The 15,804-nt window shown below is 62.1% G+C and carries 15 protein-coding genes; all 15 read right to left on the bottom strand.

From position 1 onward, the window contains the following. Nucleotides 1-123: 123 nt before the first annotated feature. A complete protein-coding gene (locus KCG87_RS04215) occupies nucleotides 124-429 on the bottom strand; it encodes an urease subunit beta (RefSeq protein WP_098966985.1) in 306 nt (101 codons plus the stop codon). Next, entirely contained in the window at nucleotides 426-962 is a 537-nt protein-coding gene (locus KCG87_RS04210) for a GNAT family N-acetyltransferase (protein WP_027613558.1), read from the bottom strand. The genes KCG87_RS04215 and KCG87_RS04210 overlap by 4 nt, the downstream gene beginning before the upstream one ends. A 6-nt stretch (nucleotides 963-968) precedes the next feature. Beyond that, on the bottom strand, nucleotides 969-1,502 hold the full coding sequence (locus tag KCG87_RS04205) for a GNAT family N-acetyltransferase (protein ID WP_047600616.1): 534 nt from the start codon (nucleotides 1,500-1,502) through the stop codon (nucleotides 969-971). 9 nt (nucleotides 1,503-1,511) lie between these two features. Next, on the bottom strand, nucleotides 1,512-1,814 hold the full coding sequence (ureA, locus tag KCG87_RS04200; protein ID WP_007915951.1) for an urease subunit gamma: 303 nt from the start codon (nucleotides 1,812-1,814) through the stop codon (nucleotides 1,512-1,514). A 225-nt stretch (nucleotides 1,815-2,039) separates the two neighbouring features. Further along, nucleotides 2,040-2,879: an urease accessory protein UreD gene (locus KCG87_RS04195; RefSeq protein WP_210556689.1), complete on the bottom strand. Its 840-nt coding sequence runs from the start codon at nucleotides 2,877-2,879 to the stop codon at nucleotides 2,040-2,042. Between the two features lie 30 nt (nucleotides 2,880-2,909). Continuing rightward, on the bottom strand, nucleotides 2,910-3,608 hold the full coding sequence (urtE, locus tag KCG87_RS04190; RefSeq protein ID WP_098966990.1) for an urea ABC transporter ATP-binding subunit UrtE: 699 nt from the start codon (nucleotides 3,606-3,608) through the stop codon (nucleotides 2,910-2,912). 132 nt (nucleotides 3,609-3,740) lie between these two features. Next, on the bottom strand, nucleotides 3,741-4,583 hold the full coding sequence (gene urtD, locus KCG87_RS04185) for an urea ABC transporter ATP-binding protein UrtD (protein ID WP_171061818.1): 843 nt from the start codon (nucleotides 4,581-4,583) through the stop codon (nucleotides 3,741-3,743). Nucleotides 4,584-4,606: 23 nt separating this feature from the next. Next, nucleotides 4,607-5,686, bottom strand: coding sequence for an urea ABC transporter permease subunit UrtC (gene urtC, locus KCG87_RS04180; protein WP_098966991.1), 1,080 nt, complete (start codon nucleotides 5,684-5,686; stop codon nucleotides 4,607-4,609). Then, entirely contained in the window at nucleotides 5,686-7,188 is a 1,503-nt protein-coding gene (gene urtB, locus KCG87_RS04175; protein WP_210556687.1) for an urea ABC transporter permease subunit UrtB, read from the bottom strand. The genes urtC and urtB overlap by 1 nt, the downstream gene beginning before the upstream one ends. A 237-nt stretch (nucleotides 7,189-7,425) precedes the next feature. Then, complete coding sequence (gene urtA, locus KCG87_RS04170; RefSeq protein WP_064585757.1) at nucleotides 7,426-8,691, bottom strand: urea ABC transporter substrate-binding protein; 1,266 nt, start codon at nucleotides 8,689-8,691, stop codon at nucleotides 7,426-7,428. Between the two features lie 324 nt (nucleotides 8,692-9,015). After that, nucleotides 9,016-10,026, bottom strand: a complete 1,011-nt coding sequence (locus tag KCG87_RS04165; protein ID WP_210556685.1) for an iron ABC transporter permease — start codon at nucleotides 10,024-10,026, stop codon at nucleotides 9,016-9,018. Continuing rightward, entirely contained in the window at nucleotides 10,023-10,970 is a 948-nt protein-coding gene (locus KCG87_RS04160) for an ABC transporter substrate-binding protein (RefSeq protein ID WP_210556683.1), read from the bottom strand. Before KCG87_RS04160 ends, KCG87_RS04165 begins: the two co-directional genes overlap by 4 nt. Then, nucleotides 10,967-11,755, bottom strand: coding sequence for an ABC transporter ATP-binding protein (locus KCG87_RS04155; protein ID WP_134785324.1), 789 nt, complete (start codon nucleotides 11,753-11,755; stop codon nucleotides 10,967-10,969). Before KCG87_RS04155 ends, KCG87_RS04160 begins: the two co-directional genes overlap by 4 nt. 220 nt (nucleotides 11,756-11,975) lie before the next feature. Continuing rightward, nucleotides 11,976-14,099, bottom strand: a complete 2,124-nt coding sequence (locus KCG87_RS04150) for a TonB-dependent receptor (protein ID WP_210556681.1) — start codon at nucleotides 14,097-14,099, stop codon at nucleotides 11,976-11,978. A 219-nt stretch (nucleotides 14,100-14,318) separates the two neighbouring features. Next, nucleotides 14,319-15,698, bottom strand: coding sequence for a PepSY domain-containing protein (locus KCG87_RS04145; RefSeq protein WP_210556678.1), 1,380 nt, complete (start codon nucleotides 15,696-15,698; stop codon nucleotides 14,319-14,321). Nucleotides 15,699-15,804 lie beyond the last annotated feature (106 nt).

Here is a 15,804-nt window from a genome sequence, read left to right as displayed (position 1 = left end):
CGCTGCGCTCACAGATTCGCGAGCAAGCCCGCTCCCACAATTGACCGCATTTCAACTGAAGGAACGCGGTCGAATGTGGGAGCGGGCTTGCTCGCGAAGGGGCCAGAGCAGACACCGCATTACTTAGAGATCACCCATGACCCGCCCGGCAAAGCCGAACACCCGCCGATGCCCGGCGTACTCCACCAGCTCGACCTCGCGGCTCTGCCCCGGTTCGAAGCGCACCGCGGTGCCGGCCGGGATATTCAGGCGCATGCCACGGCTGGCCGCGCGATCGAAGGTCAGCGCGTCGTTGGTTTCGAAAAAGTGATAGTGCGAACCGACCTGGATCGGCCGGTCGCCGCTGTTGGCGACTTTCAGGCTGAGGGTGCGGCGGCCGACATTCAATTCGATGTCGCCGGGCTGGATCTGGTACTGGCCGGGAATCATGGCCGGGCTCCTTGCAGAATCTTGTAGTAGAGGGCGGTCGGGCGATACGTGCCGTGCGGGTCGCAGGCGTAGTCGGGAATTTCGCCGGCGCGGGTGTAACCCAGGGCCTTGTAGAAATCTTCGGCGGGGGAGCCAGCCTCGGTGTCGAGGTAGAGCATGCCGCGCTTGTGCTTGGCCGCTTCGAGCTCGAGCGCATTCATCAATTGCTGGCCGAGGCCACGACGCCGCGCCTGTTCACGCACCAGCAGCTTCTGCACTTCGGCGCGATTGAGGCCGTTGGCCTTCTGGCACAGGCCCAACTGCACGCTGGCCTGCACCTCTTCATCCTTGACCACCACCCAGAGCAACACGCTGCCCTTGTTCACTTGTTGCTGCACTTCATCGAAATAGGCGCGGGCCTGCGCGGCATCGAGGTCGGCCATGAAGCCGACGCTGGCGCCATAACCCACGGCGTCGAGCAGCAGATCAATCAGGCCCTGACGATAGTGCGCAAAACTTTCCGCATTGACGCGTCGCAGTTGGGCGGGGTTCATCGCGTGTCACTCCTTGTTGGCGACCGGCGGCTGGGCGCCAGGATTGAGGGTCAGTTGCATGAAGGTCAGATCGAGCCAGCGACCGAACTTGGTGCCGACTTGCGGCATTTGTCCGGTGATGCTGAAACCGGCGCGTTCATGCAGACGAATGGAAGCGGCGTTGCCACTTTCGATGGCGGCGACCATCACATGCTTGTCACAGGCTTTGGCCCGCTCGATCAGCACGCTCATCAATTGCGGGCCAAGGCCATTGCCGCGCTGATCGCTACGGACGTAGACCGAGTGTTCGACGGTATGGCGGAAACCGTCGAACGGCCGCCAGTCGCCAAAGGAAGCGTAGCCGAGCACAACGTTGTCGGCGTCGACGATCACCAGAATCGGGTAGGCCTGGGCCTGACGGGCGCTGAACCACGCCTGGCGATTGCCGAGGTCGACCGCCGATTCGTTCCAGATCGCCGTGGTGTTGAGCACCGCGTCGTTGTAGATGTCGCGGATTGCAGGCAGGTCGGCGTGCAGGGCATCGCGAATGGTGTAGGTCATGGCGCGGCCTCAGACGATCGGTTGGTGGACGGTGACCAGTTTGGTGCCGTCGGGAAACGTCGCTTCGACCTGGATCTCCGGGATCATTTCCGGGATGCCTTCCATCACCTGCTCGCGGCTGAGCAGGGTGGTGCCGAAGTGCATCAGCTCGGCCACGGTCTGGCCGTCACGGGCGCCTTCTAGCAGGGCGGCGGAGATATAGGCCATGGCTTCCGGGTAGTTGAGCTTCACACCTCGGGCCAGTCGGCGTTCGGCGACGAGGCCGGCGGTGAAGATCAACAGCTTGTCTTTTTCGCGTGGGGTCAGGTCCATTGCGGGTATCCATCAGGGCAGTTTTGTGAGGTTCTTGCGGGCGTGGGGGCCAGTTAGAGCCATCCCTCACCCTAGCCCTCTCCCGGAGGGAGAGGGGACTGATCTCGGTCGTTTGTCGAGGCCGGTCCAGTCAGTCAATATTTTTCGAGAATGCAAATTTCCTTCCAGACAACCTGGTCAGGCTCCTTCTCCCTCCGGGAGAGGGCGGGGGGTGAGGGTGGCTTTTCAAGTGCTCCAGATTCTCGGTGATACCGCTTCGCGGCCGAGCAGGGCCGGGCGCAGCAGGCGCCACAGGTCGATCAGCCAGGCGCGGGCCAGCAGTGCCTCGCTCGCCAGGCAGCGGGCAACCAAAAGCCCCGGCAACTGGGTCAGATCACCGCGCACCTCATGGCCCAGCGAACGACACCGCTCCAGCAGCTCGGCGTCGATTTCACCGCTCACCAGCAGCGTCGCAAACACCGGATTGCCATCCAGACCGATCGGCGAATCGAGCAAGCCGTCACCGCCAGTAATCCTCTGACGCTCGTGCCAGAGCAATCGCCCGTCACGGCGGATATCCAGATGCGCTTGAAAGTGTCCGAGGTCGAAGCGCTCGCCACTGGCCGGGCGACCCAGCGCCACCACGTCCCAGTAGAACAGCCGCGCATCGCCCTCAAGCTCGATCGAGGTGGTGAGTTCGGCCTGAGCGGCGCTGTAGACGATAGTTTCCTGCGGCAGCCACTCCAGCGTCGCACCGGTCGCGATTTTCAGATCGAGCTGCTGATACGCCGGCCCCGCTGCGCGATACCACTTGGCGGCGCCGGGGCTGGTGATCTGCGCCCAGGCGTCCCGTTCGACGCGGGCGCTGATGTTCAGCCGGTCACCCCCGGCGATCCCGCCCGGCGGGTGGACGATGATGTGCTGGCAGACCTCGGGGCCTTCGGCATACAGGTGCTTTTGCACGCGCAGCGGGCCGAGATGCCGGCGCTGAACCGGGCGCGTGCAGTCGCCGAAGCGGGCGTAGGCCAGTTCCAGCTCGGCGTGCCAGCTCGGGGTAAACAGGGCAGTGGGAAGCGGTAAGTTCATGGTTTGTAATTATCGTTAGGAAGCTACAGATTAAATTGTTACCAGACCTCGTACACCCTCGGCCTCCATATTTTCACCGCGACCCTGCTGCACGATCTCGCCCCGGGACATCACCAGGTACTGATCGGCCAGCTCCGCAGCGAAATCGTAGAACTGCTCCACCAGCAAAATCGCCATGTCGCCCCGCGCCGCGAGCTTCTTGATCACCGCGCCGATCTCCTTGATCACCGAAGGCTGGATGCCTTCGGTGGGCTCGTCGAGGATCAGCAAACGCGGACGACTGGCCAGGGCGCGACCGATAGCCAGCTGCTGTTGCTGACCGCCGGACAGGTCACCGCCGCGGCGCTGCTTCATTTGTAGCAGCACCGGGAACAATTCGTAGATGAAACCTGGTACTTCTTTCGCTTCGCTGCCGGGAAACCGTGACAGGCCCATCAGCAGATTCTCCTCCACGGTGAGCCGGCCGAAGATTTCCCGGCCCTGTGGCACATAGGCGATGCCGGCGTGTACACGTTGGTGCGGCTTGAACGTGGTAATCGGTTGGCCTTCCCAGTTCACCACGCCTTCCTTGGCCGGCAACAGGCCCATCAGGCATTTGAGCAGGGTGGTCTTGCCCACGCCGTTGCGCCCGAGCAGGCAGGTGACTTCGCCGACTTTTACGTCGAATGAGAGGCCACGGAGGATGTGGCTACCGCCGTAGTACTGGTGCAGCTTGTCGACTTGCAGCATTCTCAAAATCTCCTCAAATCCCCCTGTGGGAGCGGGCTTGCTCGCGAATGCGGTGGATCAGTCGCCATCAACTTGAATGGCACACCGCATTCGCGAGCAAGCCCGCTCCCACATTGGAAAGGTGTTTGCAGTTCAACGGCCGAGATAGACCTCGATCACCCGCTCGTTTTCCTGCACCTGCTCCAGCGAGCCTTCCGCCAGCACGCTGCCCTGATGCAGCACCGTCACATGGTCGGCAATCGAGCCAACGAAGCCCATGTCGTGCTCGACCACCATCAGCGAATGCTTGCCGGCCAGGCTCTTGAACAGCTCGGCGGTGAATTCGGTTTCGGCGTCGGTCATGCCCGCCACCGGTTCGTCGAGCAGCAACAGTTGCGGGTCTTGCATCAGCAACATGCCGATCTCCAGAAACTGCTTCTGGCCGTGTGACAGCAAGCCCGCCGGGCGATTGACCGAGGTGGTCAGGCGGATGGTCTCCAGCACTTCGCTGATGCGATCGCGCTGCTCGCCGCTCAGGCGTGCGCGCAAACTGGCCCACACCGACTTGTCGGTCTTCTGCGCCAGCTCCAGATTCTCGAACACGCTGAGCGCTTCGAACACTGTGGGTTTCTGGAACTTGCGGCCGATCCCGGCCTGGGCGATCTGCACTTCGCTCATCTGCGTCAGATCGAGGGTTTCGCCGAACCACGCCTTGCCGTGGCTGGGGCGGGTCTTGCCGGTGATGACGTCCATCAGCGTGGTCTTGCCTGCGCCATTGGGGCCGATGATGCAGCGCAGTTCGCCGACACCGATGTACAGGTTCAGATTGTTCAGCGCACGGAAGCCGTCGAAGCTGACGCTGATGTCTTCCAGGGTCAGGATCGTGCCGTGGCGGGTGTCGAGGCCCGGGCCGACGCGTTGGCCGAGGCCGATCGAGTCACGGCTGGTGCCTTCGTCCTTGTTCGGTTCCACGGGGAAGAACGCCGGTTCGAGCATGAATTCAGCACTCGCAGTGACTCTCATTGTTCACCTCGTTTCTTCAGCAGGCCGATCACGCCTTTGGGCAGATACAACGTCACGACGATGAACAGCGCGCCGAGGAAGAACAGCCAGTATTCGGGGAAAGCCACGGTGAACCAGCTCTTCATGCCGTTGACCACACCGGCACCGAGCAACGGCCCGATCAGCGTGCCGCGACCGCCGAGGGCGACCCACACTGCCGCTTCGATGGAGTTGGTCGGCGACATTTCGCTGGGGTTGATGATCCCCACCTGCGGTACATACAACGCCCCGGCCAGACCGCACAGCACCGCGCTCAAGACCCAGACGAACAGCTTGAAGCCGCGCGGGTCGTAGCCGCAGAACATCAGGCGGTTTTCCGCATCGCGCAGCGCGGTCAGCACCCGGCCGAACTTGCTCTGCGCCAGACGCCAGCCGATGAACAGACTCGCCACCAGCAGCAACACGGTCGCCAGAAACAGCACCGCGCGGGTGCCCGGCTCAGTGATGCCGAAACCGAGAATCGTGCGGAAATTGGTGAAACCGTTGTTGCCGCCGAAGCCGGTCTCGTTGCGAAAAAACAGGAGCATCCCGGCGAAGGTCAGGGCCTGGGTCATGATCGAGAAATACACACCCTTGATCCGCGAACGGAAGGCGAAGAAGCCGAACACCAGCGCCAGCAGACCCGGTGCCAGCACCACCAGACACATCGACCAGATAAAACTGCTGGTGCCGCTCCAGTACCACGGCAGGTCGGTCCACGACAGAAAGGTCATGAACGCCGGCAAACCATCACCGGCGGCCTGACGCATCAGGTACATGCCCATCGCATAACCGCCGAGGGCGAAGAACAGGCCGTGGCCCAGCGACAGCAGCCCGGCGTAGCCCCAGACCAGATCCAGCGCCAGAGCGACGATCGCGTAGCAGAGGATTTTGCCGACCAGCGTCAGGGTGTAGGCCGAGACATGCAGCGCGCTGTCCGCCGGCAACAGCGAGAGCAACGGTAGAGCGATCAGCAGCGCGAGGATCACCGCGCCGATGGCAAGGGTGACTTTCGGCCCGGCTTTTTGCGTGGCCGTGACAAGTAGAGGCTGGTTCATCAGTCGATCACCCGTCCTTTCAGTGCGAAGAGGCCTTGCGGACGTTTCTGGATGAACAGAATGATCAGCGCGAGGATCAGGATCTTGCCGAGTACCGCACCGATCTGCGGTTCGAGAATCTTGTTGGCGATGCCCAGCCCGAACGCGGCGAGCACGCTGCCGGCGAGTTGGCCGACGCCACCGAGCACCACTACCAGGAATGAGTCGATGATGTAGCTCTGGCCCAGGTCCGGGCCGACGTTGCCGATCTGGCTCAGCGCCACGCCACCGAGGCCGGCGATGCCCGAGCCGAGGCCGAAGGCGAGCATGTCGACGCGCCCGGTGGGCACGCCGCAGCAGGCGGCCATGTTGCGGTTCTGCGTTACCGCACGCACGTTGAGGCCGAGGCGGGTCTTGTTCAGCAGCAGCCAGGTCAGCACCACCACGAACAAGGCAAAGGCGATGATCACGATGCGGTTGTACGGCAGCACCAGATTCGGCAGCACCTGAATCCCGCCGGACAGCCACGCCGGGTTCGCCACTTCAACGTTCTGCGCGCCGAACAGCAGGCGCACCAACTGGATCAGCATCAGGCTGATGCCCCAGGTGGCGAGCAGGGTTTCCAGTGGTCGGCCGTAGAGATGACGAATCACTGTGCGTTCCAGCGCCATGCCGATCGCCGCCGTGACGAAGAACGCCACCGGCAGCGCGATCAGCGGGTAGAACTCGATGGCTTGCGGGGCGTAGCGCTGGAACATCAGCTGCACCACGTAGGTCGAGTAGGCGCCAAGCATCAGCATCTCGCCGTGGGCCATGTTGATTACCCCGAGCAGGCCGAAGGTGATCGCCAGACCGAGTGCCGCGAGCAGCAGAATCGAACCGAGGGACATGCCGCTGAAGGCTTGACCGAGTACTTCGCCGATCAGCAGTTTGCGCTTGACCTGCGCCAGACTGGTTTCGGCGGCGGTGCGCACCCCGGCATCGCTTTCGACGCCGGGTTCGAGCAGACCCTCGAGGCGGGTGCGGGCCAGGGGATCGCCGGTTTCACCGAGCAGGCGCACGGCGGCCAGACGCACTGCCGGATCGCTGTCCACCAATTGCAGGTTGGCCAGGGCCAGGCTCAGGGCGGCGTGGACGTTCTCATCTTTTTCGCCAGCCAGTTGCTGGTCGAGGAATTTCAGCTGCGCGGGTTTCGCGCTTTTCTGCAATTGCTGCGCGGCAGTCAGACGGGTTTTGGCGTCGGCGGCGAGCAATTGGTGGCTGGCCAACGCGGTGTCGATCAGACCCCGCAGGCGGTTGTTCAGACGCAGGGTTTTTGGCTGGCCGTCGATGATCAATTCGCCTTGTTGCAGGGCGTTGATCAGCTCGACACGCGCCGGCTCGGGCTGCGCGGCCCAGGCTTCAAGCAGTCTGGCTTGCTGCACGGGATTGGCGGCGACGAAGTCTTCGGCGTCGCCGGCAAAGGCAGTCATCGGCAACAGCAGTGCGATGGCGAGGATGAAGCGGTAAAGGGTAGTCGGCATAAAGAGTCGCCTTGCGCGGACTAATGGTGGGCACAGTCTTTGTGGCGAGGGGATTCATCCCCGATCGGCTGCGAAGCAGTCGCAAAAACAGTCGCCGCGATTCACAGGTACATCGCGCCTGTAGCATTTGGGGTCGCTTCGCGACCCATCGGGGATGAATCCCCTCACCACAAAATATTGTTCCCACAGGGGGATCGAGTCGGCCTCACGCCAGGCGCGAGGCCGACACCCAATGGCTCAGTTGCTCTTCACCGCATAATCCGGCTTCTTGTCGTTGCCATCGATAAACGGACTCCAAGGCTGGGCGCGGATCGGGCCTTCGGTCTGCCACACGACGTTGAACTGACCGTCGTTCTGGATCTCGCCGATCATCACCGGTTTGTGCAGGTGGTGGTTGGTCTTGTCCATGGTCAGGGTGTAACCGGACGGCGCGGCGAAGGTCTGGCCAGCCAGTGCTTCGCGAACCTTGTCGACGTCGGTGGACTTGGCTTTCTCCACCGCTTGCGCCCACATGTGGATGCCGACGTAAGTGGCTTCCATCGGGTCGTTGGTCACCGCTTTGTCGGCGCCCGGCAGGTTGTGTTTCTTCGCGTAAGCCTTCCAGTCAGCGACGAACTTCTTGTTCACCGGGTTCTCCACGGACTCGAAGTAGTTCCACGCCGCAAGGTTGCCCACCAGCGGTTTGGTGTCGATGCCGCGCAGCTCTTCTTCACCCACCGAGAACGCCACCACCGGTACGTCGGTAGCTTTCAGGCCCTGGTTGGCCAGCTCTTTGTAGAACGGCACGTTGGAGTCGCCGTTGACCGTGGAGATCACAGCAGTCTTGCCGCCAGCGGAGAATTTCTTGATGTTGGCGACGATGGTTTGATAGTCGCTATGACCGAACGGGGTATAGACCTCTTCGATGTCCTTGTCGGCCACGCCTTTGGAGTGCAGGAACGAGCGCAGGATCTTGTTGGTGGTGCGCGGATAGACGTAGTCGGTGCCGAGCAGGAAGAAGCGCTTGGCGCTGCCGCCTTCTTCGCTCATCAGGTATTCAACGGCAGGGATCGCTTGCTGGTTCGGCGCGGCGCCGGTGTAGAACACGTTTGGCGACATCTCTTCGCCTTCGTACTGCACCGGGTAGAACAGCAGGCCGTTGAGTTCTTCGAACACTGGCAGTACCGATTTACGTGATACCGAGGTCCAGCAACCGAACACCACGGCGACTTTGTCCTGAGTCAGCAACTGCCGGCCCTTCTCGGCGAACAGCGGCCAGTTCGACGCCGGGTCGACAACCACCGGTTCGAGCATCTTGCCGTTCACGCCGCCCTTGGCGTTGATCTCGTCGATGGTCATCAGCGCCATGTCTTTGAGCGATGTTTCGGAGATCGCCATGGTCCCGGACAACGAATGCAGAATCCCCACCTTGATGGTCTCGGCGGCCTGGACAGTCCAGGTCATGCCCATCGCGGCAATGGATGCCGTGAGTGTGAAAGCCTTGATCAAACTGCGACGCTTCATTGTGCGATCTCCATGAACGTTAAAGTTTTTTATGGTTGGCAGATGCGGACGACTGAAGGTGTGTTTTGCAAGGGCTGTGCCCGGTCGGGATCGGGCAGGGAAATGTCGGTTTAGAGCGGTTCCGCGCGGGTGGGGTGCACCATGAAGGGACGCGGAGAGAGCGTTGGTGCAAGCGGCCGCGCCAGATTGGGGCGCGATTTCAAGGACAACACTGTCCCCTGTAGGAGTGAGCCTGCTCGCGATAGCGTTCTGTCATCCGCATTGATATCGAATGTGTCGCCGTCATCGCGAGCAGGCTCACTCCTACAAGTTGATTGTGCTGGATCAGCGGCGGCGCATCAGGCCGATGAAGAACAGACCGCCGATAGCCGCGGTGGCAACGCCGATGGGCAGGTCTTCCGGCGCGATCAGGGTGCGCGCGGCGACATCGACCCACACCAGAAACAGGCTGCCGAGCAGTACGCAGGCCGGCAGTAATCGGCGGTGTTCGGCACCGACCAGGCGCCGGGCAATGTGCGGCACCATCAGCCCGACAAAACCGATCGAGCCGCTGATCGACACCAGCACCCCGGTCATCAAGGACGCGATCACAAACACCCGCAGGCGCACCGCACGGGCATTCAGACCGAGGGTGACGGCGGTCTGTTCGCCGGCCATCAAGGCGTTCAACGGTCGGGCCATACCCAGCAGCAAACCGAGGCCGAGCAACACGCTCAGGGCCGGCACCGTCAGCAACTCCCAACGCGCGAGGCCGAGGCCGCCGAGCATCCAGAACATCACCGCCGAGCTGGCGCGATGGTCGCCCATGAACAGCAGCAGGTTGGCGATCGCCATCATCACGAACGACACCGCCACGCCGCACAGCAGCAACCGGTCGCTGTCGAGCCGGCCCTGACGGTTGGCAATCCCCAGCACCAGGAACATGCTCAGCAACGCACCGATGAAAGCAGCAATCGGCAAGGTCAGCAGACCGACGATCTCACCTATGTGCAGCACCACGATCACGGCGCCGAGTGTCGCGCCGGAGGTGACGCCGAGCAGGTGCGGATCGGCCAGTGGATTGCGCGTCACCGCTTGCAGCACCGCGCCAATCAACGCCAACCCGGCACCGACCAACGCCCCGAGCAACATGCGCGGCACACGGATCAGCCAGACAATGTGCTCCTGCCCGGCGCTCCAGCTCACCTCGCCGAAACCCAAGGTCTTGTGCAGCAGAATCCGCCACACCACCTCCACCGGCACCCGCGCCGGACCAAAACCGAGCGAGACCACGCACGACACCAGCAACACGGCGCCGAGGGCGATCAGCAACAAGGCGTAGCGACGGTCGATCATTCGCTGTGGAACCCCTTGGCCAGGGTTTCCACCGCCAGCACGTTATCGATCCCCGGCGTGGCCTGCACGTAAGGGATGACGATGAAGCGCTGGTTCTTGATCGCATCGACCGATTGCAGCGCCGGGTTCTTCAGCAGAAATTCGATCTTCTGTTCAGCGGTGATTTCGCTGTAGTCGACGATCACGATCACCTGCGGATTGCGCTCGACCACGGTCTCCCAGTTGACCCGGGTCCAGCTCGCTTCGACGTCATCGAGAATGTTGCGCCCGCCCGCAGCGTCGATCAGCGCTTGCGGCATGCCGAGACGCCCGGAAGTCATGGCGCGGTCTTCGCCGCTGTCGTAGAGAAACACCCGCGGCTTGTCGACGGGCAGGTCTTTGCGGATCTCGGCGACCTGATTCTGCATGTCGGCGATCAGTGCGTTGGCGCGATCCTGCACGTCGAAAATCTTCCCCAGATTGCGCAGGTCGTTGTAGGTGTCGTCCAGCGTCGCCGCCGGACGCTTCATCACGAAGGCGCAGGATTCGGTCAGCTCATATACGTTGATGCCCAGCGGTTGCAGGGTCTGCGGCGTGAGGTCGCCACCGACGCGCATGCCGTAATCCCAGCCGGCGAAAAAGAAATCGACGTTGGCGTTGAGCAGGGTTTCCACCGACGGGTATTTCGCGGCCAGCTCCGGCAAGCCGTCGAGCAGCGACTGCATTTCGGGCGTTACTGACTTCCAGCCGCTGACACCGCTGTAGCCGGCCATACGCGATTTGAGGCCGAGGGCGAGCATCATCTGGGTCATGTTGATGTCGTGACTGACCGCGTGTTTCGGCGCTTCGTTGAAGGTCACTTCGCGGTTGCAGCTATGGATGGTCAACGGGTATTTCGTGGCTTCGGCGAAGGCCTGGGCACTGCACAACAAAAGAGCGACACAAAGCAGGGAACGCACAGTCATGGTCGGGTTATCCAGGTGATTCGCGGGTAGCCGTGGAGGGGATGGGAATCGATCAACGCCTCGACGCCGAACACTTCGCGCAGCAGCTCGGTGGTCAGTACTTCTTGCGGCGTGCCGCTGGCGACGATCCGCCCGTGGTTGATCACGTACAGTCGGTCACAGAACGCGGCGGCCAGGTTCAGGTCGTGAATGCTGGCGAGGGTGCCGATCTGCAGACGTTTGACCAGTTGCAGCAGTTCGAGCTGATAACGCGGGTCGAGGTGGTTGGTCGGCTCGTCGAGGATCAGCAGTTGCGGTTGCTGAGTCAGGGCGCGGGCAAGGATCACCCGCTGCTTCTCACCGCCGGACAGGGTGGCGAACGCATGGTCTTCGAAGCCGTCGAGGCCGACGGATTTGAGCGCTTGCGTCGCCAGATTGCGATCTTCCAGCGTGTCGCCATCGAACAGGCCTTTGTGCGGCGTGCGACCCATGGCGACCACTTCTTCGACGGTCAGGCCAAAGGCATCGGGGAATTCCTGCAGGACCACGGCGATGCGCTTTGCGCACCAGCGCGAAGACTGTTTCCACACGTTGTGATGATCGAGTCTGACCTCACCGCTTTCCGGCTGACTGAAGCGATAAGCGCAGCGCAGCAGGCTGGTCTTGCCGCTGCCGTTGGGACCGATCAGCCCGACGAACTCACCGGCGGCCACCTGCAACGAGGCGTCACGCAGCTGGAACTGGTGATGGCAGTGGCCGTGGCCCAGAGGTGTCCAGGCGAGGTGGGTGAGGGTGAGTGACGTCATAGGGCGTTCGGTGTGTTCTCGATTTCGTGTTTTTTCGGTAGATCCATCCCCCTCACCCCAGCCCTCTCCCCCAGAGGGGGCGAGGGGGAAAGGGAGCCGATCTTCATGCGTTTCAAAACTGAGTTCGACTCGGACTTTCAAGTCGGTGCAACTTGCCCAAACACCTCGGTCAGTTCCCTCTCCCTCCGGGAGAGGGCTAGGGTGAGGGCGCAATCTTCAATCAAAAAGTGTAATCAGCGGTGACGAAGAACGATCTCGGCTCGCCGAGAATCCACTGCTGGCCCGCATTGTATTGGCTTTGTGCGTACTGGCGGTCAAACAGATTGTTCACCTGCAGGCCCAGCGTGGTGTTGCGCAAGGCTTGCCACGACAGCGTCGCATCGACCACGGTGTAACTCGGCAGCTCGTTGCGGTTGGCCATGTCGGCGTAACGCGCATCGACATAACGCACGCCGGCCCCGGCCTTCAGATCATCACTGAGGTTTTTGTTCAGCCACAGATTGGCGGTGCGCTGTGGTACATCCACCGGGCGATTGCCGTTGTACGACAGGGTTTGCCCGTCGACCACTTCGGAGAAGTCATCGTACTTGGCCTTCACAACCGCCGCGTTGGCCTGCAATTGCCAGGCGTGCGGCAGTTGCAGATCGAGGCTGGCTTCCAGGCCGTTGGACGATTGCTGGCCGACTTGCTGCTTGAGCGTGGGGTTGCCCGGATCGTCGGTCAGCAGTTTCTTTTTGACGATGCGATAGGCCGCCAGGGTGAACTCGCCGCGTTGATCCCAGAGCAACTGCTTCATGCCGACCTCGGTCTGGCGCGCGGTCGACAGGTCGTATTGCTGCTGGCTCGGGCTCAGAGAAATCAAGCCACCGATGCCGTCGGTGCTGGTCGCGACCTGACCGTAGAACGAAGTCTCGGGCGTGAGGGCAAACACCAGTCCGGCCTTCCAGTTGTTGCCGGTCAGGGTCTTGTCGCTCTGGCTGTCGTCGATCAGATTGTTGCGATCCACATGCACATAGTCGCGGCGCACGCCGGTCACCAGCGACCAGCGCTCGCTCAGTTGCGTGCGGTTTTCGGCGAACACTGACATCTGTTTGGTGGTGCTGTCGAACTGGTCGCGGTACGGGTTGGCGCTTTCAAAATAGCCCGGCTGCGGGTGATACAGATCCAGCGCCTGACCATTCGGCAGCACGTCGTTGAACGGCGAGTTGCTGTTGAGCTGGAAGCGGATGCGGTTGTAATCGACGCCGGTCACGGTCTGGCTGTCGAGGCCGAACAGCGAGTGCTTGAAGGTGAAGGTCTGGCGGTCGCCGACCTGCTCCTGCTGATGGCCGATGCCGAAGTAGCCGCTGCGGCTGAGCTGTTGCGTGGCGGTGTCGAAGTTGTAGTTTTCGGCGTTCTGCCAGCGGCGCTGGGCCTTGAGGTAGTACAGCTCGTTGCTGGCACTGACGGCGTCGTTGATCTGCCAATCGGTGGTCAGGCGCGTCCACTGATCGTTGTAGTGCTGCTGGTCGTCGCGCACGTTGTAGTTCTTGTTACGCAGGCTGTTCTGCAATCGGCCGTTGATCAGTGGCGTGCCGAAGTAGTTCTGCGGACGCTGGTCGCCGTAGTCGTGGGCGAGGGTGAACGCCAGCTCATCAGTGGCTTGCCAGCGCAGCGCCGCGCTGATGAAGTCGCTTGATGAGTCACCGCGATCGATCCAACCGTTGCTGCGCAGACGATTGAGATTGAGGCGATAGCTCAGGGTGTCGCTCAGCGAGCCGCCGCTGTCGAACGCCTGCTGCTGGCTGTCGTAGGAACCGTAGCCGACGCGCAGGTGATTTTCGATTTCACCCTCGAACGGTTTCTTCGGAATCACGTTGACCACCGCACCGGTCGCGCCTTCGCCGTACAGCACCGAGGCCGGGCCGCGCAGTACATCGACGCGCTGCACCGCCCAGGTGTCGACCGGAAAGGTCACGGTGCCCATGCCGGTGTACATCCGATTGCCGTCATACAACTGCATCACCGAACTCTGCCCGGTAAAACCGCGTGCCTGCAACGAGGTGCCGCCATCGCCCGGGGTGCCGGTGCGGCTGATGCCGGTGCTGCGTGACACCGCGTCCTGCACGCTGCGATCGCCACGGGCACGCACCTGCTCGCCGCTGAGGCTTTCGACGCTGGCCGGGGTTTCCATGGTTGTCAGGTTCAGACGCGAACCGGCGGTGGTCGGCGTGGTCAGGCTGACGTTTTCTTCGTCAACCGCAGGCGCGGAGATGGTGCCGGTGGGCAGCGTCAGCGGCTGGCCATCAGCGTTGGCGTTGTTCAGGGCGAACAGGCAGAGGCTGGACAAGAGGTACTTGTTCATCGGGACGGTGAATCACTTCTTCAAAAGAAAGCCCGCAACTTTTGGTTGCGGGCAGAGCGGCAATTGTGGGAGCGGGCTTGCTAGCGAAGAGGGCGTGTCAGGCACCCTGTTCGTTGAATGACACTGCGCCTTCGCGAGCAAGCCCGCTCCCACAGGAATCTGCCGGAGTTTAAGCCCCGGCAGTTTAAAGATCTGTCTGAAACGCGCATCTCGCCTGCTTCACGTTGAAGTTGAGGCAGATTCAGCTTGGCGGCCCAGACGCGACAACAGCAGCCGATCCAGCAGCCAGACCAGCACCAGCGAAGCGCCCACCAGCGGAAAGATCACGGCCAGAGCGAGCATGATCGCCACGCCGGTTTTCCATTTCGGCAGATCATGGCGCAGCGGCGGTACGCCGAACTTGCCCTGCGGACGCCGCTTCCACCAGATCACCACACCGCTGACGGCGCTGAGCAGAATCATCAGGCAGATCAGCAGCACGATGATCTGGTTGAAGGTGCCGAACATCTTGCCTTCATGCAGCATTACGCCGATTTCCGTGGCCCGCGCCACTGCGCCGTACTGCTCGAAACGCACATCGGCGAGGACCTTGCCGGTGTACTGATCGACATGCAGGGTCGCATCGTTACGCGGGTCGTCGGCGAACACGGCAATGGTGAACACCCCGATCGCAGTGGTCGGCAGAGTAATGCTGTAGCCGGGTTCGACCTTGCGTTCAATGGCGATGTTCTGCACCTCCTGCAGGCTGATCGCGGGGGCGGCGGGGCCGTGTTGCATGCCGCCGTGGGCCATGTGTTCGGCGTGGTCGCCGGACATCGGCATCGGCGTGTTTTCCATCGCCCACGGCACGGTCTGGCGCGCGGCGTTATTGAGGCTGCCGGCCTCGACGTCGGAGGTCGGCACGTTGTTCCACATCGCCGCCGGGAACACGTTCCACACCTGCGCATATTGCTTGCCCCAGAAGCCGGTCCAGGTCATGCCGCTGAGCAGCATCACCAGCAGCAATGCCGCGCCCCAGAACCCGGTGACCGCGTGCAGATCACGCCACAACACCCGACCGCGACTGTTCAGGCGAGGCCACAGAATCCCGGCGGCCTGACCGCGCGGCCACCACAGAAATACCCCCGACACCACCAGCACCACGCCCCAACCGGCGGCGAGTTCGATCAGGCGATCACCGAGCGTGCCGATCATCAATTCGCCGTGAATGGCGCGGGCGACGGCTTGCAGATTTTTCTTCGCATCCTGCTCGCCGAGGATGTCGCCGTGGTACGGATCGATGAATACGTTGAGTTCATGACCCTCATTCTTGACGACAAACTGAGCACTGCGTTCGGCGTTGGCCGGCGGCAGGTATTGGCTGATCTGACCCTGTGGATAAGCGCTCTTGACCCGTTGCAGCAGATCATCGGCCGGCACTGTGTGATGCGCGGCCGGGACGTTGAGCAGGCTGCTGTACATCAGTGAATCGAGCTGCGGTTTGAACAGGTAAATGATGCCGGTCAGGGCCAGCATCACCATGAAGGGCGCAACGAATAGGCCGGCATAGAAATGCCAGCGCCAGGCCAGGTTGTAGAAGTTCGGTTTGGGCTTTTGCATCACGTTTGCTCCGCTTGGCTTGGATCTTTTCGTTGTTCTGTATGGGGAGTTTCACCACTGCACTCCTGTGGGAGCGGGCTTGCTCGCGAAAGCGTCGTGTCAGGCG

This window comes from Pseudomonas sp. MWU347, assembly GCF_017947305.1.
Lineage (GTDB): Bacteria > Pseudomonadota > Gammaproteobacteria > Pseudomonadales > Pseudomonadaceae > Aquipseudomonas > Aquipseudomonas putida_A.
This window is presented reverse-complemented; position numbering and strand designations above follow the sequence as displayed.